The sequence below is a fragment of the Pseudogracilibacillus auburnensis genome (assembly GCF_003201975.1).
Taxonomy (GTDB): Bacteria; Bacillota; Bacilli; order Bacillales; family Amphibacillaceae; genus Pseudogracilibacillus; species Pseudogracilibacillus auburnensis.
On the sequence record NZ_QJJQ01000003.1, the window covers coordinates 203,709 to 227,142 of the forward strand.

Below are 23,434 nucleotides of genomic sequence, written 5' to 3' on the forward strand. Positions count from 1 at the left end.
AATCAATCTATAATAGGCTTCATTTTATTTTTATTTGTTACGTATGCACCTTAGGTATTTGTCTTGCATAAAATGACTATGACAAAAGAGGAGGTATGCGTAACAATGACTTTTCTTGATAATGATTATAGAGAAATCATAACGAAAGCTGTTTGTGGGAGAGGTCGAAAATTAACGAAATCGATGAACCATGTATCGCCATCACATAAACCATCTAGCATATTAGGGTGTTGGGTCATTAACCATATCTATCATGCTAAAAAGAAATGCACAGATATTGTAGAAGTTCATGGTACTTATGATATTAACATATGGTATTCCTTTAACGATAATACTAAAACTGAAGTCGTCTCAGAAAAAGTGAACTACTGTGACGAAGTTAAATTATCTAGTAGAGATGAACAGTGCTTACATGATGATTATGAAGTTATTGCCAAAGTGATACAACAACCTAACTGTTTACAATGCAAAATTGAAAAACAAGGGAACCGAATTGCAGTTGAAGTCGAAAGAGAATTTGTAGTAAAAGTAATTGGTGAAACGAAGGTAAATGTCAAGGTAAGCCCAACTCACCAGTCCGATGAACACGACCATAAACACGGTAGACCGAAAGATGACGATCGTAAGGACGATGTAAGGGGCGATTTTATTAAAGGGAAAAGAAGATGACTTCTACCCCTATTAAGAGCTATCTAATCAAATGAAGAATAGATAGCTCTATATTTGTTTATTCATCAGTAACCGAATAGGTTAACGAATTCGATGTTCCTCATATGGTAGTTGTTTCGTTATTTTTTTAATTTGTTCATAGAGCCCCGTTTTCATTGGAGAAATACGGCTGTTACGGATATTTTCTTCTAACTGGTTCATCGTACTAGCTCCAAACACACAGCTAGCAACAGCTGGATGTTGCAGAACAAATTGAAAGGCTAATGTGGTGATTGATTCATTTAGCTCAGAAAGATGTTGAATGGTATTCTTTAATTCTATCTCACTATATTGGACAAATCCTTCCATGCCTTTTGTGTGTAACTTTTGGGAATCATTACTTAAAATACCTTTTGCTAAAGGACCTCGTGCTAATACACTAATTTTCTTTTCATTCAACATATCCAATAATTCTTCTGGACGACGATCAAGCATGCTATATTGCATCATGACTACATCAATATTTGCCCGGTTCATATATTCATTAATAACATTTGGGCGAATGGATGAAATGCCGTATGCGCGAATTTTCCCCTCGGATTTTAATCGTTCAAACGCTTCAATAGTGTCATCCATATCATCATCCATTGTTCCACCGTGTAATAAATAAAGATCGATATAATCTGTCTGAAGCCGTTTAAGACTATCATCTACCGCTTTTTCTATATATTCTTTTCGAGGATCCCAAAACCAAGTTCTTTTTTGTTTATCAAAATGGTTGCCCACCTTCGTTGTTAAGACAATTTTTTCTCGCTTTTGTTTGATTGCTTCACCAACTATTTTTTCATTTTCTCCAAAACCATATAGATCTGCTGTATCTACATGATTAATCCCACTATCAATTGCATGATGTAACATATTAATCGCTTTATTTCTGTTCGTTCCAAGTGACATACAACCTAAAGTTAATGGAGTTACGAAAAGATTCGATTTACCTAAACGATTTTTCTTCAACATAAACACCCTCATTAAAAGTAATTGTATTTCTATTGTATGGGATGAATGATTTAGATCACAACTCTTCTGGCTAACTTATGATAAAATAAAATAAACAACAATAAATGAGGGTTAAATATAGATGAAAAAATTTGAGGAAAAAACGACAAAAACAGAGAAAATCTTTGACGGAAAAATAATTTCTGTTCAAGTTGATGACGTTCTCTTACCAGATGGAAATAAATCGAAGCGAGAAATCGTCAAACATCCGGGAGCCGTTGCCATTATCCCTGTTACATCCGATGGGAAAATCATATTTGTTGAACAATACCGAAAACCGTTAGAAAGATCGATCATTGAAATCCCAGCAGGGAAAATCGAACCAAATGAAGATCCGACAGTTACGGCTATTAGAGAGCTTGAAGAAGAAACAGGCTATACGACAAAATCAATACAACATATCTCTTCTTTTTACACCTCACCAGGCTTTGCCGATGAGCTTATTCACCTTTATTATACAGAGGAATTAATCCAATTAGAGGAGATGGTCCAAGGTGATGAAGATGAGTTTATTCAATTAATCACATTGACATTAGAAGAAGCGGAACAATATATTGTAGAGAAAAAGATTTATGATGCGAAAACGATACTAGCAATACAATATGTTAAAATTAGTAGGATGGATAAACAATGTTAAATTCATATTTTGCCGATTTACATATTCATATTGGGCGAGATATGGATAACAAACCTGTAAAAATAACGGCTTCAAACAAGTTAACTTTAACAAATATATTAAAAGAGGCTGGTCGGAGAAAAGGGATAGAAATGGTTGGTGTCATCGACTCTCAAGCTCCGGCAGTACAACAAGAAATGATGCAATTACTTGAAAAAGGTAAAGCAAGACTACTGACAGATGGTGGGATTCGCTTTGAAAATGTTACCCTTATTATGGGAGCAGAAATTGAAATTTACGATGATAACTGTCAAGGTCCACTACATGTTTTATGCTATTTTCCAACACTGGAATCGATTCAGAAGTTTACGACTTGGTTGAAATGTAGGATGACTAATATTCATTTAAGTTCACAACGATATTATGGTACTGCGAAAGAATTGCAGTCCAAGGTGAAAGAACTAGACGGTTTATTTATTCCGGCTCACGTATTTACTCCTTTTAAAAGTGTATATGGAAAAGGAGTAAAACAATCATTAACAGAAGTGTTTGATCCTGACTTAATCGATGCGATAGAACTTGGATTAAGCTCTGATACGGAAATGGCTGATCAAATTAAAGAATTACATCTATATACGTATGTAACAAATTCAGATAGCCATTCGTTAGCCAAAATCGGAAGAGAATATCAACAAATCATGATGAAAGAAGCCTCTTTTAAAGAATTATCTTTTGCTCTTCACGAAATAAATGGAAGAAAAATAATTGCTAACTTTGGCATGAATCCAAAACTGGGAAAATACTATACAACTGTTTGTCAATCATGTTTTACTGCAGTACCTTTTCGAACAACTCAATGTCCAACATGTCAGTCAAAAAAGATTATTAACGGTGTGTATGATCGAATTAACGAGTTAAAAAATAGTAATAACAAGAAAAATGGTCGTCCACCTTATTATTATCAAGTACCACTGGAATATTTACCGGGACTCGGACCGAAAACATTTGAGAAGCTGCTTCAAACATTCGGCACGGAAATGAATGTGCTCCACCATGCATCATTTGAGCAATTACAGAAGGTTGTTCCAATGAAACTAGCGAAAACAATCATCGATATGAGAAATGGTAAACAGCAAGTAGAAGCCGGTGGTGGCGGTAAATATGGACGGATAAAGAAATAAGTCTAGTACCGATCCAAAAATAGTTGTAATGTTACATCGAATTCTTTCATATCTATTAAATATAACAGCATTTAATAGATGGAGGATTTTTATGTATATGAAAAAAAGTTTCGTCTTTGATCATGTGAAAGATAATATGACTATTTATATTTTTATGACAACTTTATTTTTAACAGGAATCATTTTCGGTGCATTAACAGTAAATAGTATGAGTTTCATTCAAAAACAAGACTTATTTTTTCATTTGGATCAATATTTTATCCAACTTAATGGAGACGAAACAATTGCCAGTAAAGATATTTTGAAAAGAAGCTTTTTTTTCCATTTTAAATATTTAAGTTTACTCTTTATTTTAGGGTTAACAATCATTGGATTACCAGTCGTTTGGGTATTAATATTTATAAAAGGATTAGTAATTGGTTTTTCTGTCGGCTTCATTGTTAACCAGTTAGGGAGCAAAGGGCTTTTATTAGCAACATTGTCCATCGCTCCGCAAAATATGATTATTATTCCGGTTTATATTGTTGCTGGTTGCTTATCAATGATCTTTTCACTAACCTTATTGTACAAACTATTCGGACGTTCGGTCACCCATTCAATCGGTAGACCATTTATCCAATATACTTTTATTTTTATCATTTTAATTATATGTGCATTCGGTAGTTCAATAATTGAAACTTTTATTTCTAATGAAGCATTTAAAGCTGTTCTTAAAACAAGTTATGTGATAATAAGTATAATGTAATAATTATTATTGTTTACAAAAAGTAATGATTATTCTTTGACAGCTGTTTCATGTGTGCTTATAATTAAAGTGAAAGATGGAGGGGTATTTCCATGAAACAGCGTATTGAAAGAATTAAAAAACAACTACATTCAAAAGGTTACAAGCTTACTCCACAACGAGAAGCGACGTTGACGGTACTATTAGAACGAGAAGAAGATCATCTTAGTGCAGAAGAAGTCTTTTTACTCGTCAAAGAAAAGGCACCTGAAATAGGCTTAGCAACCGTCTATCGTACATTAGAATTATTATCGGAATTAAAAATTGTTGATAAAATTAATTTTGGTGACGGAGTTTCTCGTTATGATTTACGAAAAGAAGGTGTAGAACATTTCCATCACCATCTTGTTTGCATGGAATGTGGATCAGTAGAAGAAATTATTGAGGACTTATTAGGTGAAGTGGAAAAAATTGTAGAAGACGAATGGGAATTTCAAGTAAAAGATCATCGCCTTACTTTTCACGGGATTTGTAAACAATGTCAAAAGGTTGCAGTAAAAGCAAAATAGAAAAGACTTCATTTTTAACGAAATGAGGTTCTTTTTTTTATGGAGAAAAGTGATGATATCGACATAGCTACTAAAAATCCTTTCATATACAAAATGAATGGCAACATATCAGTTAATGAACTTAAAGAAAACTTGGAAAAAATAATTTTCTTTCAATTTTGCTGTAAGTATTAGTATATTCGTGTAAAATGAATGTATATAATTTCATTTTTATGGCATATCTTTCTAATAGAGGTTGTTCGTCAGAACTATTTAGAAAGGTGTTTATAAAATGAGACGTTTTATATGGGATTTTTTGAAAGTTACCGTTATATTTATAGGGTGTACGTTTTTATTCTACTTTGGTTTACGGGCAATGCATAATGAATATGAACAATACCATCGTTATGACCAACCCGAAGGCCCGGCAGTAAAAGTGTTTAGTGAAGAGGAAGGGTTTATGGATCGACTTCCTTTATTTTTTCGATTAGGAGAGTAAAAATGCTATTTGCAGTAGAAGATTTTTTCCATCATTTACAAATTGAACGCGGTTTAGCGGAAAATACGCTTACTTCATACCGACGTGATTTAACACAATATGGCCAATACATCACAAAGGAAAAAGAAATAAAAAGTTGGAACGATGTAACAAGAAATGATATTGTAGCTTTTTTATATAAGATAAAAGATAAAGGAAAATCAGCAGCAACGATTGCGCGAATGATCTCGTCGATTCGTTCATTTCATCAATTTTTAATTCGAGAACAAATCGTTCAATCAGATGCAAGCTTGTATGTAGAAACCCCTAAATTAGATCGTTTGTTACCAGATGTATTAACTGCTCAAGAGATTGATAAATTGTTAGAGATAAAAGGTTCCTCCCCTTTAGAAATTCGAAATAAAGCAATGCTTGAACTTCTCTATGCAACTGGTTTACGAGTGACAGAGTTAGTGACACTACATGTGACAGACCTCCATCTTACAATGGGTTTTGTTCGCTGCTTTGGAAAGGGGAGTAAAGAAAGAATTATTCCTTTAGGAGAAATCGCTAAAGCTGCAATAGAAGATTATTTGGCAAATGCTCGAGATGAACTCATCAAAAAGAACAAAAAGGAAACGAGATTATTTGTTAATCATCATGGTCGCCCATTATCAAGACAAGGGTTTTGGAAGGTGATAAAGAAGATCGCCCTTCAGGCCGGTTTAATGAAAGAAATTACCCCACATATGTTACGGCATTCTTTTGCCACACATTTACTAGAAAATGGTGCAGATTTACGATCTGTTCAAGAAATGCTAGGACATGCTGATATTTCAACAACACAAATTTATACACATATTACAAAAACGAGATTAAAAGATATGTATGATCAGTTTCATCCCCGTGCAACTAAATGAGATTGGTCAATGAATGTACATAACAAAGCGTCATACGATGATGAAAGGATGGATCATATGTCAACATTTAACCGGATATTTTTAGTAGTTTTGGATTCAGTAGGGATTGGACAAGCTCCAGATGCAGAAAAATATAATGATGTAGGTGCAGATACGCTTGGAAATATTGCGAAGTATATGCAAGGAATCCATTTACCACATTTAGAGAAGTTAGGATTAGGTAATGTGAAAGAAGCGGAAGGACTCTTTAAAGTAAAGAACCCACAAGCATATTATACGAAAATGGAAGAAGCATCTGTTGGGAAAGATACGATGACTGGTCACTGGGAACTAATGGGCTTACGTATTGAGCAACCGTTTCAAACGTTTCCAAATGGATTCCCAGAAGAGCTAATCAATGAGCTAAAAGAAAAGACAGGGAGAAATATTATCGGTAATAAGCCCGCTTCTGGTACTGCGATCATAGACGAACTTGGGAAAGAACATCTGGAAACAGGAGCATTAATCGTCTATACGTCGGCAGACTCTGTTTTGCAGATTGCAGCCCACGAAGAAGTTGTCCCACTTGATGAGTTATATCAAATTTGTAAAATAGCTCGTGAACTAACATTAGATGAAAAATATTTAGTCGGTCGAATTATTGCTAGACCATTTATTGGCGAGATAGGTGCTTTTACGCGAACAGCTAATCGACATGATTATGCGTTAAAACCTTTTGGTCGTACTGTGATGGACGAATTAAAAGATGAAAAATATGATGTCATTGCTTTAGGTAAAATATCGGATATTTTTGATGGGGAAGGAATTACAGAATCAATTCGTACAGTTAGTAATGATGATGGGATGATCAAATTAATCGAAACAATCCAAAAGCCGTTTACTGGATTATGTTTTTTAAATTTAGTTGATTTTGACGCCAAATATGGCCATAGAAGAGACCCTAAAGGATATGGAGAAGCGCTTGAAACATTTGATGTGCAATTGGAGGAAGTACTACAAGCATTAAAATCAGATGATTTGCTGATCATTACTGCTGATCATGGAAATGATCCAACACACCCTGGTACAGATCATACTAGAGAATATGTTCCTTTACTCGTATATCACCAGCAGACCAAAGTAGGAACAGCTTTACCGATTCGCAAAACATTTGCAGATGTTGGAGCGACAATCGCAGACAACTTTCACATTAAACAACCAGATTACGGCGAAAGTTTTTTACAGCTTATAAAAGAAAATAGGTGATGATCAATGCGAATGTATGATGTGATCGAAAAAAAACGTGAAGGTTTTGCATTAACAGAAGCGGAAATTAATTTTTTGATTGAAGGTTATACGAAAAAGATGATTCCAGATTATCAAATGAGCGCCTTATTAATGGCAATTTATTTTCAAGGCATGTCGACTGACGAAAGTGCTGCTCTAACGATGGCAATGGTTCGCTCTGGTCATATCGTTGATCTATCAAGCATTAAAGGAATAAAAGTAGACAAACATTCATCTGGGGGTGTTGGTGACACGACGACTATTATTTTAGCACCATTAGTTGCCTCTTTAGGGGTTTCTGTTGCTAAAATGAGTGGGCGCGGACTTGGACATACTGGGGGAACGTTAGATAAATTAGAAGCTATTAATGGGTTTCATGTTGAACTTTCCACCGAAAAATTTGTAGAACTTGTCAATAAAAATCATCTTGCAGTCATCGGACAATCAGAAAACCTTGCACCTGCAGATAAATTACTTTACAGTTTACGAGATGTAACAGCAACTGTAAATTCCATTCCACTTATTTCGAGTTCTATTATGAGTAAAAAAATTGCTTCTGGTGCAGATGCGATTGTCCTTGATGTAAAAACTGGTGCAGGAGCATTTATGAAAACGAAAGAAGAAGCGAAGAATTTAGCCGAAACGATGGTTGCAATTGGGAATACGGTTGGAAAGAAGACCGTCGCGATTCTCTCAAGCATGGAACAGCCACTTGGAAATGCCATTGGGAATGCATTAGAAGTGCAAGAGGCGATCAATACGTTAAAAGGTCAAGGCCCAAAAGATTTAACAGAGCTTTCTTTAGAATTAGCAAGTCATATGGTCGTATTAGCCAAGAAAGCTAACACAATCAAAGAAGCAAAAGAAAGATTACATGAAAACTTACATAATGGCAAAGCAATTGAAAAGTTTCAAGCGTTTATTAAAGCACAAGGTGGGGATGATCGCGTCATTCATGATCCATCTAAGCTCCCGCAAGCGAAATATATCATCCCTATATACGCTGAGAAATCAGGGTATATTTCTAAGTTAGTTGCCGATGAAATTGGTAAAGCGGCAATGATGTTAGGGGCAGGAAGACAAACGAAAGAATCAGTAATTGATCTAGCGGTTGGAATCATTTTACATAAAAAGTTGGGGGAGTATGTTCAGAAAGGTGATTCATTATATACAATTTATGCAAATACCCCTTCCATTGATCTTGTGAAGAAAAAAATGAAGCAAAGCATTGAAGTATCAAATGTACAAATGGCAGATCAACTAATAATTGAAACGATTGAATAAGGAACAAAGGTATATAAGAAGCTCAAATTTCGCATAGTGAGTTGGATAAAACAATTTTTGGACAATGAAGTGGGAGGAAGATTTTAGTATCTAGGTTGACTTTGTCTTAACATGCTTGGTTAGGATCAATGGTTACATCTAATAAACTATACCGCTTTTTTCATTTCGATTGTTTCTACTATCATACAGTTGAAATAAACTGCGCAGTAACTGGGGTCTTCTAAACAACTAAATTACGTTCCATGCTACCGTTGTCTTCCGCGAAATGTGACATGCTTTCCGCGGGCACGGCTTCAGCCTCCTCGGAAGAAAACCGCTTCCTGCGGGGTCTTCAGACTCGTGCTTTTCCCGCTGGAGTCAGTCACTTTCGCTCCAGACAACTAGAGTAGTTCATCTTACTTTATCTTGATTACATTCTCCTTAGCGAAAGAAATGCAAGTAGACTCCTGGTCGGCTAAAAACGGATAAAATTAGTTGAGGCGTTGCCTGTGGAAAGCAACTGTCCATAGCGAAAATCAACGGTGCTGCTAGCTTAGTTACTGCACTGTTTATCTTTTATATGTAATAACACATCTATTCTAGCATGGTAAGCCCCCAATGGTTAATATGCGGCTTTATTACTGAGATGTGAAGATATCATTAGAAGTAAGTACTAATCTTAACATGCGATATATTTAAACACATTTTATTGTGCGAAAGGTAAGTTAGAAGACGAAAAAAACATATAACAACAAAGTTATGTGTTTTTTCGTCTTCTTTTTACAATGATAGTTATAAAGAGCCGTTAAAATGGTCATCCTATGTATATATGAAAAGTTGGAGGGAAACAGATGAAAAGATATGCATATATCACTGGGATGGCTCTTTTTATGTCGTTCATTCTAGCTCTACCTGTGCTTGCTGAAGAGCAAGAAAAGCAAGCTGATTTAAATCTAACAGAAGATGCAAAAGCGTCTATCCTACTAGAAAGAGATACAGGTGATGTTTTATATGAAAAAAATGCTCATGAAAAACTACCACCTGCTAGTATGACAAAAGTAATGACTTTGCTATTAATTATGGAAGCAATTGCCGAAGATAAATTATCTCTTGATGAACAAATAACCATTAGCGAAAGAGCTTCATCTATGGGCGGTTCACAAGTGTTTTTAGCTGAAGGAGAACAAATGTCGGTCGATGATTTAATCAAAGCAATAGCAATAGCGTCTGGAAATGATGCAAGTGTTGCGTTAGCAGAGCGAATTGCAGGCAGTGAGGAAGCATTTGTTCAGTTGATGAATGACAAGGTAAAAGAATTAACATTAGAAAATACTAATTTTGTAAACTCTTCTGGCTTACCTGCTGAAAATCATTATACAACAGCTTATGATATGGCAATGATTGCCAAAGAATTATTAAAATATGAAAAAGTGATTAACTATACATCTATTTATGAAGATTATTTACGAAAAGGCGAAGAAAATGAATTTTGGTTAGTCAATACGAATAAATTAGTACGCTTTTATCCATATGTAGACGGATTAAAGACAGGATACACTAGTGAAGCAAAATTTTGCTTAACCGCTACCGCCAAAAAAGATGATATGCGGGTTGTATCGGTCGTAATGGGGGCAGATTCAGCTAAAAATCGAAATGCAATGACGATGAATTTAATTGATTACGCGTTTAATCATTATGAATCCGAAAAACTGTATGATCCAGGTGAAAAAGTTGCAAGTCTACGTCATATTCAATCTGAAAAATGGAACTACGATATTAAAACAAGTGAACAAATTAGTTTATTACACAAAAAAGGAGAAAAAGAAGCAGGAGAAGTCGAAACAGCTGTAAAAATAAAGGAGGATATACAGTTACCAATCCATAAAGGGGAACAAGTAGGAACAATGACCGTTAAAAAAGGAGATAATTTGCAGATAGAATCTCCACTAATTGTCGAAGAAAATGTCGAAATAGCATCTTACTTCACATTATTTAAAAGATCGTTACAAAATATAGCAAAATATAATCAGTAAAAGAAAAAAATATAGAATTATTAATAGTTTTGTCTAAATGCAGGAATAAACAGGTTGGAACACGAAACATGTAGCTATGAACAGTTAGGAGGCGAAAGTACAAGTGGGCTTAACTTCTTACTTTACAGTTAAAGAAAATGTGTTAGTTGTTCGATTAATCGGGGAATTAGATCATCATGAAGCATCCATTTTGAGAGATGCCTGGCAGAAAAAATTAAAAGAAGAGGACGTGCAACATGTCATTTTGAATTTAGAGCAAGTCACTTTTATGGATAGTTCTGGTATTGGAGTAATACTTGGACGTTATAAAGAAATTATCCATTCAGGCGGTGAGCTAATTGTCTGTTCCATAAATCCTGCAATAAAAAGATTGCTTGAAATGTCTGGTTTGTTTAAAATTATTCGTTTAGTTGAAAATGAACAATTTGCCTTACATTCTTTGGGGGTGGCATCGTGAAAAATGAAATGGAATTAACTTTTTTAAGTGTAAGTAAGAATGAAGCATTTGCAAGGGCCACTGTTGGTGCATTTGTATCCCAACTCGATCCAACAATGGATGAATTAACAGAAATCAAAACAGTCGTTTCTGAGGCAGTTACAAATGCTATTATTCACGGGTATAACAATAAAACAGATTGTTATATTACGATTCAATGTAAAACATTTGAAGAACAGGAACTGGAACTAACGATCATTGATCATGGAGTTGGAATTCGTAATATCGAAGAAGCAAAAGAGCCTTTATATACATCCAAACCACATTTGGAACGATCAGGGATGGGTTTTACGATTATGGAAAGTTTTATGGACTCACTACAAATAACATCAAATCTAAACGAAGGTACAACTATAGTGATGAAAAAGCAACTAACTAAGACTAAATCAGTTTGTCATTAGGTGATTAAAATGATGAACGTAAATGTAAGAAAAAACAATGATAAGAACATGTTAACGAATGAAGAGGTAAGGGAGTTAATTTTTAAAAGCCAACAGGGCGATAAAAAGGCGAGAGATCTGTTAGTAGAAAAGAATGTTCGTCTCGTTTGGTCTGTCGTCCAACGATTTTTAAATCGTGGCTATGACCCTGAAGATCTTTTTCAAATTGGTAGTATTGGATTAATTAAAGCGATTGATAAATTCGATCTCTCTTATGAAGTTCGTTTTTCAACGTATGCCGTTCCCATGATTATTGGGGAAATTCAACGATTTATTCGGGATGATGGAACGATAAAAGTAAGTAGGACAATTAAAGAGTTGGGCAATAAAATTCGCATGACAAAAGAAGAATTAACCAAAGTGCTCAATCGATCTCCAACTGTCCAAGAAGTGGCAGAAGCTTTAAGTATTTCACCTGAAGATGTTGCTCAAGCACAAGAAGCAATTAAATATCCGCATTCTATTCATGAAACAGTTTATGAAAATGGGGGAGAGCCCATTACATTATTAGATCAAATTGCGGATGATGACAAACATTGGTTTGATAAACTAAGCTTGGAAGACGCGATAAGAAGTTTAACAGAAAGAGAAAGACTCATCGTCTACTTAAGATATTATAAAGACAAAACACAGTCTGAAGTGGCTAAACGGCTTGGCATTTCTCAAGTACAAGTGTCAAGACTGGAGAAAAAGATTTTAGAAGAAATGAAAGAACTAATGAATAAATAACTCTAATCTGACCTAAAAATAACCTTTATGAAGAAATGGACGTCTCAGTACGTCATGTTTCTACGTAAAGGTTTTTTGTATACATTTTTCTTTGCTACACATACTAAACGTACGCGAATTAGATGTAGATAAGGATGATTTGATGGCAACAAATATTGTTTATCTTCGTATGAAAAAGAAAATAACAGTAGTGCCACTTGCAAAAATAGTTTTAAAAGATGTCGCTTTACTGACAACGAATGTACCAGAAAAAGAAGAAATAGAAAACATTCAATTATATCATTTAAAGAAAGAGGATAATGAATACGTTGTGATCGACAGCTTTATAATCATTAAATATTTAAATCAATTATTCAAGGATGTAGAATTTCAATTAATTGGCTTAACAGAAACGATTATTCAAGTAAAAGAAAAAAATAAAAAGCGGTCGATACTATTCATTTGCCTCGTTTGGCTTATTTTATTTATTGGAACTGCCATGACAATAATGAATTTTCATTACGATGTTAGCATGCAAGAAGTTCAACAAAAATTACACTATATTCTTACCGGAGAACGTACACATAGTCCATTATGGATCCAAATCCCATACTCCTTAGGTCTAGGCATTGGAATGATATTATTTTTAAATCATTGGTTTAAAACAAAAATTAATGAAGAACCGAGTCCACTAGAAGTAGAAATTTATAATTATCAAAAAAAGATAGATGATTATATTTCCTATTATGAAAATGATTTAAATGATGAACATAAACATATTTAACATTATAGAAGGGTTGATTGGCTTTTCTAGTGGGATCGTTATAGGAGCAGGGTTTGTAGCCATTTTAACTGTATTAGGAGTAATTCCACGTCTTATTCAATTATCCCGTTCTGAGTATTTAGTTAATTTTTATAGTGTTCCGATCATACTTGGTGTGTTAGTAGGTACATACTTATCCTTTACTAACATAACGTGGAACTTCAATTGGGTATATTTAGTCATTTGGGGGACGATACATGGGATATTTAACGGAATGCTTGCAGCAGCACTCGTAGAAATATTAAATGTGTTTCCACTCCTTTCAAAAAGGGTTGGTCTAGAGAAATATATGCTATTACTGTTGACGGCACTTGTTTTGGGAAAAATAGTAGGATCACTATTCCAATGGATTTATTTTAGTCAATAGAAACTTAAATGAATAAAAAGTAAGGAGAAAATGAATGAGGCAAACACATAAAATGACATACGTTTCGAAACATTTAAAAGAAAATAAAAATTATATGAAAGAGGAAGTTGGGGCAACTGTTTCCTACGATGTTGGGTCAAGAGACATTTTGATTTTAGAAAGAGATGTAACAATCTATTATGTAAATGGACTAGTGGATGACTCAACGATTGTTGAAATACTCAAAATGCTTGTTCGGACAAATGATTTGGAATCGGAAGAAGATAAAATTTATGATATTATTAATAATCGGCTAATGAATCAACAAGTAGAAGCAAAAAATAAACTTAATGAAGTCACAGATCAATTATTGGCGGGGCTTATCGTTGTATTCATCGATGGGGAAAGAAATGCTTTTATTGTTGATACTCGCCATTATCCTGGAAGACAACCAGAGGAGCCTGACACGGAAAGGGTAATAAGAGGTTCTCGAGATGGATTTACGGAAAATGTCGTTGAAAGTACAGCACTTATCCGCCGGAGAATTAGAGATAAAGGGCTACGAAATGAGATATTACACGTTGGAAAACGTTCCAAAACAGATGTCTGCGTTAGTTATATTAACGATATTGCAAATGAAGACTATGTACAAATGGTGAAAGATAATATTCAAAAAATTGACATTGACAGTTTAGTGATGGCTGATAAAGCGCTAGTTGAATTGTCGGTAGAATTTAGTTGGAATCCTTTTCCATTAGTTCGTTATACAGAAAGACCAGATGTGGCAGCACACCATATTTTATCAGGTTATATTGTCCTTATTGTTGACACTTCGCCAAGTGTCATTATTTTACCAACGACATTTTTTGATCATTTAGAACATGCGGAAGAATATAGACAAGCACCAGCAGTCGGAACATTTACTCGCTGGTTTCGGATTATTGCCGTTCTAGCCTCGATCTTTTTATTACCATTATGGCTTTTATTTGTATTGGAGCCATCTTTGCTACCTAAGGCATTATCTTTTATTGGTCCAAAAGAAGTCGGTAATATCCCGATCCCCATTCAAATTATCATGGCTGATATCGGCGTCGAATTTTTACGGATGGCCGCCGTGCATACACCAACCCCTTTAGCTACCGCGTTAGGTTTAATTGCGGCTGTCTTAATCGGGGATATCGCCATTAACGTTGGAATGTTCAGTCCCGAAGTCATTTTATATGTAGCGATTAGTACGATTGGAACTTATGTTACACCTAGTTATGAATTAAGTGTAGCAAACAAATTAATGAAATTATTTTTACTTTTAATGACGATCTTTTTTGGAGTAAGTGGGTTTATCATCGGCTTTACGATTAGTATATTGTTTTTAGTTAATTTAAAAACGTTGCGAACACCGTATTTTTGGCCGTTCATTCCGTTTAATTTACCTGCGCTCTTAAGGTTTATTTTTAGAATTCCAGAACCTTTTATCCATAAGCGTCCATCTATTGTCTATCCCAAAGATCACATTCGCCAAGCGTCACAGAAATGAATAATTCTTTCGTTTTCATCATTAATATGTTACATTATTTTTATCTTATAAATAGACATTGGTGTGGAGGATTTGAATGATTATAGACAATCATCCTTTTTCAGTGAATGAAAAAGGCCATTTAGAAATAGGCAATGTAGATACAGTTGAACTAGCAAATGAATATGGAACACCTTTATATGTGTATGATGTAGCAAAAGTGAGAAAGAACTGCCGTGCATTTATCAATACGTTTACAAAATTAGGAGTTAAAGCACAAGTAACTTATGCAAGTAAGGCATTTTCAACCATCGCTATTCTAGAAGTGATTAATCAAGAAGGTTTAAGCTTAGATGTCGTATCGGAAGGCGAGCTTTATACAGCATTAAAGGCAGACTTTCCTACTGAAAAAATTCACCTTCATGGAAATAATAAAAGCGAAGCCGAATTAATCATGGCGATCGATAATAATATCGGTTGTATTATTATCGATAATTTTTATGAGATTGAATTATTGGATCGTTTATTAAAGGAAAAAAACAAGCAAATGGATGTATTGTTTCGCGTGACACCCGGTGTGGAGTCAGAAACTCATCAATATATTATGACAGGTAACGAAGATTCAAAGTTTGGATTTAATTTACAAAACGGTCAAATTGAACATGCGTATCATATGGTACAAGGTCATCCAAATATTAAATTAAAAGGATTACATTGTCATATTGGTTCACAAATTTTTACGACGAAAAGTTTTACATTAGCAATTGAAATGTTGTTTACATTGATTGCGAAATGGAATCAAACAGACAATTTTATTCCTGAAGTGATGAACTTTGGTGGAGGCTTTGGTATCCGTTATACGAAAGACGATAGACCTTTACCGCAAGCCGAACATGTAGAAAAAATAGTGGAAACAGTTGAAAGTGAAATTACAAAACTATCTATACCGATGCCAGAGATTTGGATAGAACCAGGTCGTTCGATCGTTGGGGATGCAGGTATCACATTATATACAGTTGGTTCTATGAAAAGCATACCGAATGTTCGTGAGTATGTTGCCATTGACGGGGGGATGGCTGATAATATAAGACCAGCATTATACCAAGCAAAATATGAAGGTATCATTGCGAATAAAGCGGACAAGGCTCCAACCAAGACAGTATCTATTGCCGGAAAATGTTGTGAATCTGGTGATATGCTTATTTGGGATCTCCCTGTTGCGAGTATTGAACATAACGATATTCTTGCAGTATTTTCAACAGGTGCTTATGGATATGCAATGGCGAGTAATTATAATCGTTTTCAAAAGCCAGCCGTCGTATTTGTGGAAGATGGTACCGCACAGTTGGTTGTAAAACGAGAAACATTAGATGATATCATAAAAAATGATCTATCTTATACGAAAAATTCGAATCTTACTGGAAGATAAACCCTTTCTAGTGTAAAATGAAAACTTAGTCACATGAGTCAATTTCATACATGCTAATTCCATGGATAAATACGAACATTACACATGGAAGAAGCATTGTGCGTCGCGGGAGGAAAGGCACAAGTAAGACAAGGAGGGCTTTAGCTCAGACGTTGGCTTAACGGCTGCCAGCTAAAAAGCGACCACTTAGGGTGGAAACAAATAATTAGTCTTCCCTTGTTCGGATTTAAACTGAAAGATTAAATGATGAAATTATTCACATTAAAAAAGGAGATTTATGCAAATGAAAAAAGGTTATATTTTACTTGAGAATGGAAATAAAATTGAATTTAATTTATTTGATGAAGAGGCACCTGGAACAGTTGAAAATTTTGAAAAGCTAGCTAATGACCATTTTTATGATGATTTAACTTTTCACCGTGTTATTCCGGGATTTGTAAGTCAAGGTGGGTGTCCTAATGGTAATGGTACAGGTGGTCCTGGCTACACCATTAAATGTGAAACAGAAGGAAATCCTCATAAACATGTAGAAGGTTCATTGTCGATGGCTCATGCTGGAAAAGATACAGGTGGTTCGCAGTTTTTTATCGTTCATGAGCCCCAACCACATCTTAATGGTGTACACACTGTTTTTGGTCAAGTAACCTCAGGTATTGAGTTTGTTAAGAGTATGCAAAACGGAGATATTATTGAGAAAATAGTTGTTCAAGATTAAATGGTATAAATGATTGATATAATTTATTTACTCATATTCATATGTTTCATTGCGCCAATAAGTTTACTTTTCCATGAGCTGGGTCACGTAGTTGGCGCAATCTTAATGAAAGCTTCGTTCATTCGGTTAACGATCGGAATTGGAAACGAACTATGGCAAGGTACATTTCAACATGTACAGATTATTATTCGAAGGTTCTTTCTCATTAATAGTTTGACATCGACCATTCGTGAAGAACCTTTCGAACGTAGTGAAAAGATAATGATTACACTCATGGGTCCTGTTTTTAGTGGCTTATTAGCTGCGATATTTTATGTTATGTATCATCTGTTCTTTTCTACCTATATTTTATATATCGTTTTTCTTTTTAATATTTGGTTAATGATCATTAATTTATTACCTTTTAAAATTGGACAAAAGCAATCAGATGGGTATACTATATATAAACTAATCGTTAAGCATAAATAATGATGATGTCACTATTTTCAGCTAATAAATTCACAATATCAAAATAGAAATATATAATGAATAAGAAGTATTGTATTACAAACATTTTAGTAATTTTAATGAGGGGTTTTTATGTTAATTCGTTATAAAAAAAACCAAGAGAAGATTGCGATGGGATTGCTTTCTTTTATGCCCGTAGAAAAGGACGTTAAGTTACTACAACAAACGATGAAAGAATATGAAGACAATCAAAATGGCATCTTTATCTATGGAAAGAAGATGACGATATTGTAGGGACAATTGGCTTGAAAATTGAAGATGAATTAAATGTTGTCATCCAACATATTTCAGTTAATCCATCTTATCGTAATATTGGTATTGGTAAAAAAATGATAGATGAAGTACAGCGGCTTTACGGTGAAAAGTACGATGTCTGTGCAAATGAATTAACACAACGGTTCTTTCATAAATGTGCAAATAATCAAAGTGATGATACAGATGAAGAATAACAAGGGGAGCCTGAAATAATAAAACCAGCCAATGGATGGCTGGTTTTTTGCTGTATCCTATACCATTTCTTGTCGTTGATATACAAAATTGTTATTTACATTTTCTCCAGTGAGGGAGGTTATTCCCCACTGAAGAAAGTTTTTAGTAAGTGCCATACGCTAGAATAGCCAAGCTGCACCAATGATAATGAGAAGGATAAACAACACAATTATTAGCGCGAAGCCACCGCCATAGCCTCGGCCGTAGCCGCCGTCTACACAACCACCCATAAATATTCCTCCTTTTAAAATTAGGGGTATTTATCTTACAGTAATAACCTATGAGGAGAAGAGACACGATGTATAGGCAAATACGCTAATAATCATTATAATTGTTGTAAGAGATCATTTAGGGAATGAGGAGTACAAAATGAGTGGAACGTATAAAGTAAAAATCGATACATTTGAAGGACCGCTTGATTTATTATTGCATTTAGTGAATGAACTTGAAATTGATATTTATGATATTCCGGTTGCAGAAATTACGGAACAGTATATGAATTATATCCATGCGATGCAACGAATCGAACTAAATATTGCTAGTGAATATTTAGTCATGGCGGCAACATTACTTGCGATAAAAAGTGCTATGTTATTACCGAAAAAGGAAATCGTTAGTGAAGATGAATATGAAGAGGATCCACGCGAAGAATTAATTAATCGATTAATTGAATATCGCAAATATAAAGAGGCTGCTGAACAATTAAAGGAAAAAGAATTAGAAGAAAATCAAATTTTCACAAGAACCCCTGTACAATTTGATGATCTTTTTACTAACACCCCAGTTGTTAGAGGAGATATTTCGATTTATGATATGTTACATGCATTAGAAAAAGTATTTAAAAGAAAAACATGGAATGCACCGCTTGAGACGACGGTCAATCGGGTCGAAATCTCCATCGAGCAAAGAATGAATGAAATTTTAGAGTTGGTTCAGAAGCAAAAAGCACCAATTCTTTTTGAAGACCTTTTCCCGTTTCCAAGTAGGAATCATATTGTCACGACGTTTTTAGCGATTTTACAGTTACTAAAAAATAATGAGATCAATTGTTTACAAGAAACACATTTTCACCCGATATACATTAGTAGAATGGGAGGTTAAATAGATTGACGATTAAATATAAAGGGATCGTAGAAGGTTTGTTATTCGCTAGTGGAGATGAAGGAATAACCATGAATCAAATAGCAAAAGTAATCGATGTTTCCCCAGAAACTGTGAAACATTTGATCGAAGAATTAACATTCGATTATGAACATATTAACCGGGGAATGACGATCATTCAGTCAAATGAAATCTATCATTTAACAACGAAACCAGAACATAATGAATATTATAAAAAACTATTGCAACACCCGCGTACAACGAGAATGTCGCAAGCAACGTTAGAAACCCTTGCAATCATTGCTTATGAACAACCGATTACACGGGTTGAAATCGAAGAAATTCGTGGGGTAAACAGTGATTATGCTGTTCAAACTTTACTAGCAAGATCATTAATTGAAAACGTCGGAAGAAAAGAAAGCATTGGGCGTCCGATTTTGTTTGGAACGAGTAAAGAGTTTTTAACTTATTTTGGCTTATCAAGTATCGACGAATTACCCCCTTTACCGAATGAAATTGATAAGGAAAGTGTGGAAAAAGAAGCAGATTTATTTTTCCGTCAATTAACCGATGAAACTGATGAAGCGTAATGTAATTCTTCTTATAAAACACTTTTTATGAACTAGCCGAGAACACTCACGCCTTCAATCGTACAGATGGATCGGCTTCGGTAGAGTCATAGCTTTAGTTATCTTAATTAACCAACATATGTTAAACCAATATGTCGGTTTAACACCTACAGCAATAGGGTTAGTACTAATCACTTGGTAATATCGTTAAAAGATTCTATGTCTGAATATGGACGTGGTTACGTCTACTCAATCCACTATCATCTATCCTGGTGCTGGTGCGTCAAGAATCTCGTGACTAAGTCATGAGAGGTTCAAAATCTAATCATATGTCTTACTTTGGTGCATAAGATAAACTATACGAGTACGTAGGAGGAAAGTTTACGATGCGCCTTTTTTCATTCCGCATTTTTATCATTATTTGTCTGTTATTTTTTTTATTTCCAGAAACAGGACAATCTGTAGAGGAGCTACATGTATCCGCACATAATGCTATTTTAATGGAACAGAGTACAGGAAGAGTCATTTTTGAAAAAGGAGCTCATGAAAAACGACCAGTTGCAAGTATAACGAAAGTAATGACTGCCATTATTGCATTAGAGCATGGTGACTTAAATGATCAAGTGCTAGTGAGTGAGCGAGCTGTGCATATGAATGGGTCTTCTATTTATTTGGAAAAAGATGAGGAATTGCCATTAGAAGATTTACTTTATGGACTCATGCTGAGATCAGGGAATGATGCTTCTGTTGCAATTGCCGAACATGTTGGTGGGAGTCTAGAAGGTTTCGTTTACTTGATGAATGAAAAAGCTCGTTACTTAGGAATGACGAATACTCACTTTGAAAATCCACATGGTTTAGATGAAAAGGGGCATTATTCTTCCGCATATGATATTGCAATTTTAATGAAATATGCCATGGAAAATGAAGTTTTTAAAACAATTTCAAATACGAAATCTTATCAATCAAAAAACCGTGACTACAAATGGAATAATAAAAATAAATTATTAACACAATTTTACGAACCTTGTACAGGTGGAAAAACTGGATTTACAAATAAAGCCGGCCGTACATTAGTAACAACTGCTAAAAAGGATCATCTTTCCCTTATTGTCGTTACATTAAATGCTTCTGATGACTGGAATGATCATATGTCATTGTATGAAAACGGGTTTGATCAATTTAAGTTAGTTAAATTAGATCGTAAAGGAGAAAAAACATTTATGACAGAGGGTTCCTTTATATCAGGGTACCTTGAAGATGATGTTATTTATCCGTTAAAGAAAGAAGAACAAACAGAGCTGACGAAACAGGCAATTTTAAAAGGGGAGACGACAGAAAAGGAAATTGGTAAAATTGTCTATTCAATTGATTCCAACCCGATAATCGAAGTACCAGTTTATCGCTATGAAAAAGAAAGTAGTCATTTCTTAACCGGTGTTATAGAAGCAATAAAAAAGATACTTAGGTTCGATAAAGATGGTTAATATTATTTGGGCATTCATGGCAATTGTTGGAATTATCTATGCAATGATAAATGGTACGATGGAGGATGTAAATGAAGCGTTATTTTCTAGTGCAAATGAAGCTGTCACATTATCGATCGGTTTAATAAGTATTCTTGTTTTTTGGTTAGGAATAATGAATGTTGCTGAAAAAGCTGGTATTTTACGTCTGTTAACGACAATATTTAGACCGATAGTCTACAAATTATTTCCTGAAATCCCGAAAGGTCATCCAGCAATCGGCTACATCATATCAAATATTACAGCAAATATGTTTGGGCTTGGAAATGCTGCCACTCCAACGGGGTTAAAAGCGATGGAAGAAATGAAAAAACTAAGCGATTCTCCATCGGCTTCTCGGTCAATGATTACGTTTTTAGCTTTAAATACGTCAGGTTTAACGTTAATTCCGACAACAGTAATTGCTATTCGTATGCAATATCATTCTTTAGCACCTACAGAAATAGTCGGAACTACGATCATTGCTTCTGTTATTTCAGTTATTAGTGCAATTTTACTGGATCGTTTATTTTATCATATGAATAAAAATAAATAGGGTAATCGGAAAATAGTGTGGCAGTAGCTTATTTTTGCAGGCAAATGAAATATGCTCGCTTTCTGCGACGTACTAGTAAATAACAGTTATAAAAGGACAAGGTTTATTGCAGTTCCTGAACGTACTAGCATCAGCGTAACCGTTTCTTGCCGATTAAAATTCTCGAAAATTCCATTTTCTCGGTAAATTTATACTATTTATTATTCCAGACGATAATCCGAATACCCAATAATTAAAGAGGGTTAAATATGAGTTTTCTTACTTCTATTAGTGCATGGATCATACCGTGTTTTATTTTACTCGTTTTGCTAATTGCCAGTATAAAAAAAATGCCAACATACGAGCTGTTTGTTGAAGGAGGAAAAGAAGGAATTCACATGGCGTTTAGACTATTACCTTTTTTATTAGGGATGATTGTGTCGATTGCCATTTTAAGAAGTTCTGGTGCACTTGAAGCATTTATCCATTTGATTACGCCGCTTTTAGTATGGGTTGGAATTCCTCCAGAAATCATCCCCCTTGCACTTGTAAGACCTATTTCTGGAACAGCTGCACTAGGAATGACAGCAGAACTTACAAATACATATGGTCCCGATTCTTTTATTGGAAGACTCGCAGCAACCATGCAAGGGAGTACAGACACGACTCTTTATATTTTAACGATTTATTTTGGAGCCGTTGGAATTCAAAAAATGCGTTATGCTCTAAAAGTTGGATTACTTGCTGATTTAGTCGGTATTATCGCATCAATCATTATCGTAAAATTGGTTTTTGGGTAAGTCTCGTCTGAAAGTCAATCATGTAAAAATTGTACGTGCGTAAATAATGGTTAAAAATATGGGAAGGAGAATACAAGTCTTCGAGGGTGGGACATAACAATACGTCCTGCTCTAAAGACGATCAATTATAGGATAGAAAAGTTTAGACTATTACTTTTACAGAAGTTGGATTTTGTATATAGACGTAGTTCAACTAAACGGTGCAGTAACTTAGGATAGTAATTGTCAGACCGCTACGGAAATGCACTACGCTTTCACCACAGGGCATAAGAGCGACATCTGTTCACCCCGCGCTATCGCTTGTTTTCACAGTGTCTCCTTTACCGTGGGCGGTGCCCCGACAAGGGGGATGCCGACGTTGCCCGCAAAGGGCGGTTTTAGTTGGCCTTCCTTAAATATCGCACTGCGTAGTCTCACCGATGCCTTTCCTCCCACGACGCACAATGTTTTCGATGGGACGAGATTTTATCGCAGTCCCAGGACGTGACCGCTTTTAGCCGACCGGGAGTCTCCGTGCATTTCCTTCGCTCAAGTGGGTGTAGTCAATCATTACTGTTATTTGTTATGGATGTAATAAAATAATTTTCATTCACCCTACGTTGGGTCTACTGAATAAACAGATATCCCATCTAAATCAATAGTTTGTATTTCTCGATATAAAGCTTCCGCGAAATGTGACAGTACTTTTTAGCGGGCACGGCTTCAGCCTCCTCGGAAGAAAACCA

At 34.9% G+C, this 23,434-nt stretch carries 26 protein-coding genes and 1 pseudogene; 25 read left to right on the forward strand and 2 right to left on the reverse strand.

The genetic code is table 11. The features are described 5' to 3' along the window. Nucleotides 1-105: 105 nt before the first annotated feature. Nucleotides 106-669, forward strand: coding sequence for an outer spore coat protein CotE (cotE, locus tag DFR56_RS05915; RefSeq protein WP_110394518.1), 564 nt, complete (start codon nucleotides 106-108; stop codon nucleotides 667-669). An 81-nt stretch (nucleotides 670-750) separates the two neighbouring features. On the opposite strand, the gene DFR56_RS05920 is transcribed toward cotE, so the two are convergent. Continuing rightward, entirely contained in the window at nucleotides 751-1,665 is a 915-nt protein-coding gene (locus DFR56_RS05920; RefSeq protein WP_342353144.1) for an aldo/keto reductase, read from the reverse strand. Nucleotides 1,666-1,786: 121 nt separating this feature from the next. Here DFR56_RS05920 and DFR56_RS05925 point away from each other — a divergent pair, with 121 nt between their 5' ends. The 19 genes and pseudogenes from DFR56_RS05925 to DFR56_RS06015 all read left to right on the forward strand — a co-directional run bounded on the left by DFR56_RS05925 (nucleotide 1,787) and on the right by DFR56_RS06015 (nucleotide 18,159). Next, the gene (locus DFR56_RS05925) at nucleotides 1,787-2,341 is read left to right on the forward strand and encodes an NUDIX hydrolase (RefSeq protein ID WP_110394519.1); all 555 of its coding nucleotides are present in this window, start codon (nucleotides 1,787-1,789) and stop codon (nucleotides 2,339-2,341) included. Next, nucleotides 2,335-3,501, forward strand: coding sequence for an endonuclease Q family protein (locus tag DFR56_RS05930; protein WP_110394520.1), 1,167 nt, complete (start codon nucleotides 2,335-2,337; stop codon nucleotides 3,499-3,501). Before DFR56_RS05925 ends, DFR56_RS05930 begins: the two co-directional genes overlap by 7 nt. Nucleotides 3,502-3,592: 91 nt before the next feature. After that, nucleotides 3,593-4,246 carry a stage II sporulation protein M gene (gene spoIIM, locus DFR56_RS05935; RefSeq protein WP_307786834.1) on the forward strand — a complete coding sequence of 218 codons (654 nt, stop codon included), beginning with the start codon at nucleotides 3,593-3,595 and terminating at the stop codon, nucleotides 4,244-4,246. 92 nt (nucleotides 4,247-4,338) lie between these two features. Further along, nucleotides 4,339-4,794 carry a ferric iron uptake transcriptional regulator gene (gene fur, locus DFR56_RS05940; protein ID WP_110394521.1) on the forward strand — a complete coding sequence of 152 codons (456 nt, stop codon included), beginning with the start codon at nucleotides 4,339-4,341 and terminating at the stop codon, nucleotides 4,792-4,794. Nucleotides 4,795-5,065: 271 nt separating this feature from the next. After that, nucleotides 5,066-5,272 (forward strand): DUF4227 family protein, encoded by a 207-nt coding sequence (locus tag DFR56_RS05945; protein WP_110394522.1) that lies wholly within the window; start codon nucleotides 5,066-5,068, stop codon nucleotides 5,270-5,272. A gap of 2 nt (nucleotides 5,273-5,274) precedes the next feature. Further along, a complete protein-coding gene (gene xerD / locus DFR56_RS05950; protein WP_110394523.1) occupies nucleotides 5,275-6,171 on the forward strand; it encodes a site-specific tyrosine recombinase XerD in 897 nt (298 codons plus the stop codon). A 57-nt stretch (nucleotides 6,172-6,228) separates the two neighbouring features. Next, nucleotides 6,229-7,416 carry a phosphopentomutase gene (gene deoB, locus DFR56_RS05955; RefSeq protein WP_110394685.1) on the forward strand — a complete coding sequence of 396 codons (1,188 nt, stop codon included), beginning with the start codon at nucleotides 6,229-6,231 and terminating at the stop codon, nucleotides 7,414-7,416. A 6-nt stretch (nucleotides 7,417-7,422) separates the two neighbouring features. Further along, the gene (locus tag DFR56_RS05960) at nucleotides 7,423-8,721 is read left to right on the forward strand and encodes a pyrimidine-nucleoside phosphorylase (protein ID WP_110394524.1); all 1,299 of its coding nucleotides are present in this window, start codon (nucleotides 7,423-7,425) and stop codon (nucleotides 8,719-8,721) included. 830 nt (nucleotides 8,722-9,551) lie between these two features. Next, nucleotides 9,552-10,733, forward strand: coding sequence for a D-alanyl-D-alanine carboxypeptidase family protein (locus DFR56_RS05965; RefSeq protein ID WP_110394525.1), 1,182 nt, complete (start codon nucleotides 9,552-9,554; stop codon nucleotides 10,731-10,733). Between the two features lie 103 nt (nucleotides 10,734-10,836). Beyond that, nucleotides 10,837-11,190, forward strand: a complete 354-nt coding sequence (gene spoIIAA, locus DFR56_RS05970; RefSeq protein ID WP_110394526.1) for an anti-sigma F factor antagonist — start codon at nucleotides 10,837-10,839, stop codon at nucleotides 11,188-11,190. Continuing rightward, entirely contained in the window at nucleotides 11,187-11,630 is a 444-nt protein-coding gene (gene spoIIAB, locus DFR56_RS05975) for an anti-sigma F factor (protein ID WP_110394527.1), read from the forward strand. Before spoIIAA ends, spoIIAB begins: the two co-directional genes overlap by 4 nt. 12 nt (nucleotides 11,631-11,642) lie before the next feature. Next, nucleotides 11,643-12,398: an RNA polymerase sporulation sigma factor SigF gene (sigF, locus tag DFR56_RS05980; RefSeq protein WP_110394528.1), complete on the forward strand. Its 756-nt coding sequence runs from the start codon at nucleotides 11,643-11,645 to the stop codon at nucleotides 12,396-12,398. A 142-nt stretch (nucleotides 12,399-12,540) separates the two neighbouring features. Further along, on the forward strand, nucleotides 12,541-13,161 hold the full coding sequence (locus DFR56_RS05985) for a stage V sporulation protein AA (RefSeq protein ID WP_110394529.1): 621 nt from the start codon (nucleotides 12,541-12,543) through the stop codon (nucleotides 13,159-13,161). Then, the gene (locus DFR56_RS05990; RefSeq protein WP_158525513.1) at nucleotides 13,142-13,567 is read left to right on the forward strand and encodes a stage V sporulation protein AB; all 426 of its coding nucleotides are present in this window, start codon (nucleotides 13,142-13,144) and stop codon (nucleotides 13,565-13,567) included. Before DFR56_RS05985 ends, DFR56_RS05990 begins: the two co-directional genes overlap by 20 nt. Nucleotides 13,568-13,601: 34 nt before the next feature. Beyond that, nucleotides 13,602-15,080, forward strand: a complete 1,479-nt coding sequence (locus DFR56_RS05995) for a spore germination protein (protein ID WP_110394531.1) — start codon at nucleotides 13,602-13,604, stop codon at nucleotides 15,078-15,080. A 76-nt stretch (nucleotides 15,081-15,156) separates the two neighbouring features. Next, on the forward strand, nucleotides 15,157-16,488 hold the full coding sequence (gene lysA, locus DFR56_RS06000; protein WP_110394532.1) for a diaminopimelate decarboxylase: 1,332 nt from the start codon (nucleotides 15,157-15,159) through the stop codon (nucleotides 16,486-16,488). 283 nt (nucleotides 16,489-16,771) lie between these two features. Beyond that, nucleotides 16,772-17,203 carry a peptidylprolyl isomerase gene (locus tag DFR56_RS06005; RefSeq protein ID WP_110394533.1) on the forward strand — a complete coding sequence of 144 codons (432 nt, stop codon included), beginning with the start codon at nucleotides 16,772-16,774 and terminating at the stop codon, nucleotides 17,201-17,203. A 9-nt stretch (nucleotides 17,204-17,212) separates the two neighbouring features. Further along, the gene (locus DFR56_RS06010) at nucleotides 17,213-17,671 is read left to right on the forward strand and encodes a site-2 protease family protein (protein WP_146214255.1); all 459 of its coding nucleotides are present in this window, start codon (nucleotides 17,213-17,215) and stop codon (nucleotides 17,669-17,671) included. Nucleotides 17,672-17,782: 111 nt separating this feature from the next. Continuing rightward, nucleotides 17,783-18,159, forward strand: a pseudogene (locus tag DFR56_RS06015) (GNAT family N-acetyltransferase). 159 nt (nucleotides 18,160-18,318) lie between these two features. Here DFR56_RS06015 and DFR56_RS06020 read toward each other — a convergent pair. Then, nucleotides 18,319-18,429, reverse strand: a complete 111-nt coding sequence (locus DFR56_RS06020) for a YjcZ family sporulation protein (protein WP_110394535.1) — start codon at nucleotides 18,427-18,429, stop codon at nucleotides 18,319-18,321. A gap of 139 nt (nucleotides 18,430-18,568) precedes the next feature. On the opposite strand from DFR56_RS06020, the gene DFR56_RS06025 reads away from it, so the two are divergent. The 5 genes from DFR56_RS06025 to DFR56_RS06045 all read left to right on the forward strand — a co-directional run bounded on the left by DFR56_RS06025 (nucleotide 18,569) and on the right by DFR56_RS06045 (nucleotide 22,709). Further along, nucleotides 18,569-19,300 carry a segregation/condensation protein A gene (locus DFR56_RS06025; protein WP_110394536.1) on the forward strand — a complete coding sequence of 244 codons (732 nt, stop codon included), beginning with the start codon at nucleotides 18,569-18,571 and terminating at the stop codon, nucleotides 19,298-19,300. Nucleotides 19,301-19,305: 5 nt separating this feature from the next. Then, nucleotides 19,306-19,890 carry an SMC-Scp complex subunit ScpB gene (gene scpB / locus DFR56_RS06030; RefSeq protein ID WP_110394537.1) on the forward strand — a complete coding sequence of 195 codons (585 nt, stop codon included), beginning with the start codon at nucleotides 19,306-19,308 and terminating at the stop codon, nucleotides 19,888-19,890. 365 nt (nucleotides 19,891-20,255) lie between these two features. Further along, entirely contained in the window at nucleotides 20,256-21,356 is a 1,101-nt protein-coding gene (locus DFR56_RS06035; RefSeq protein WP_110394538.1) for a D-alanyl-D-alanine carboxypeptidase family protein, read from the forward strand. Beyond that, nucleotides 21,349-21,930: a nucleoside recognition domain-containing protein gene (locus DFR56_RS06040; protein WP_110394539.1), complete on the forward strand. Its 582-nt coding sequence runs from the start codon at nucleotides 21,349-21,351 to the stop codon at nucleotides 21,928-21,930. Before DFR56_RS06035 ends, DFR56_RS06040 begins: the two co-directional genes overlap by 8 nt. 248 nt (nucleotides 21,931-22,178) lie before the next feature. Further along, nucleotides 22,179-22,709: a spore maturation protein gene (locus tag DFR56_RS06045; protein ID WP_110394540.1), complete on the forward strand. Its 531-nt coding sequence runs from the start codon at nucleotides 22,179-22,181 to the stop codon at nucleotides 22,707-22,709. Nucleotides 22,710-23,434 lie beyond the last annotated feature (725 nt).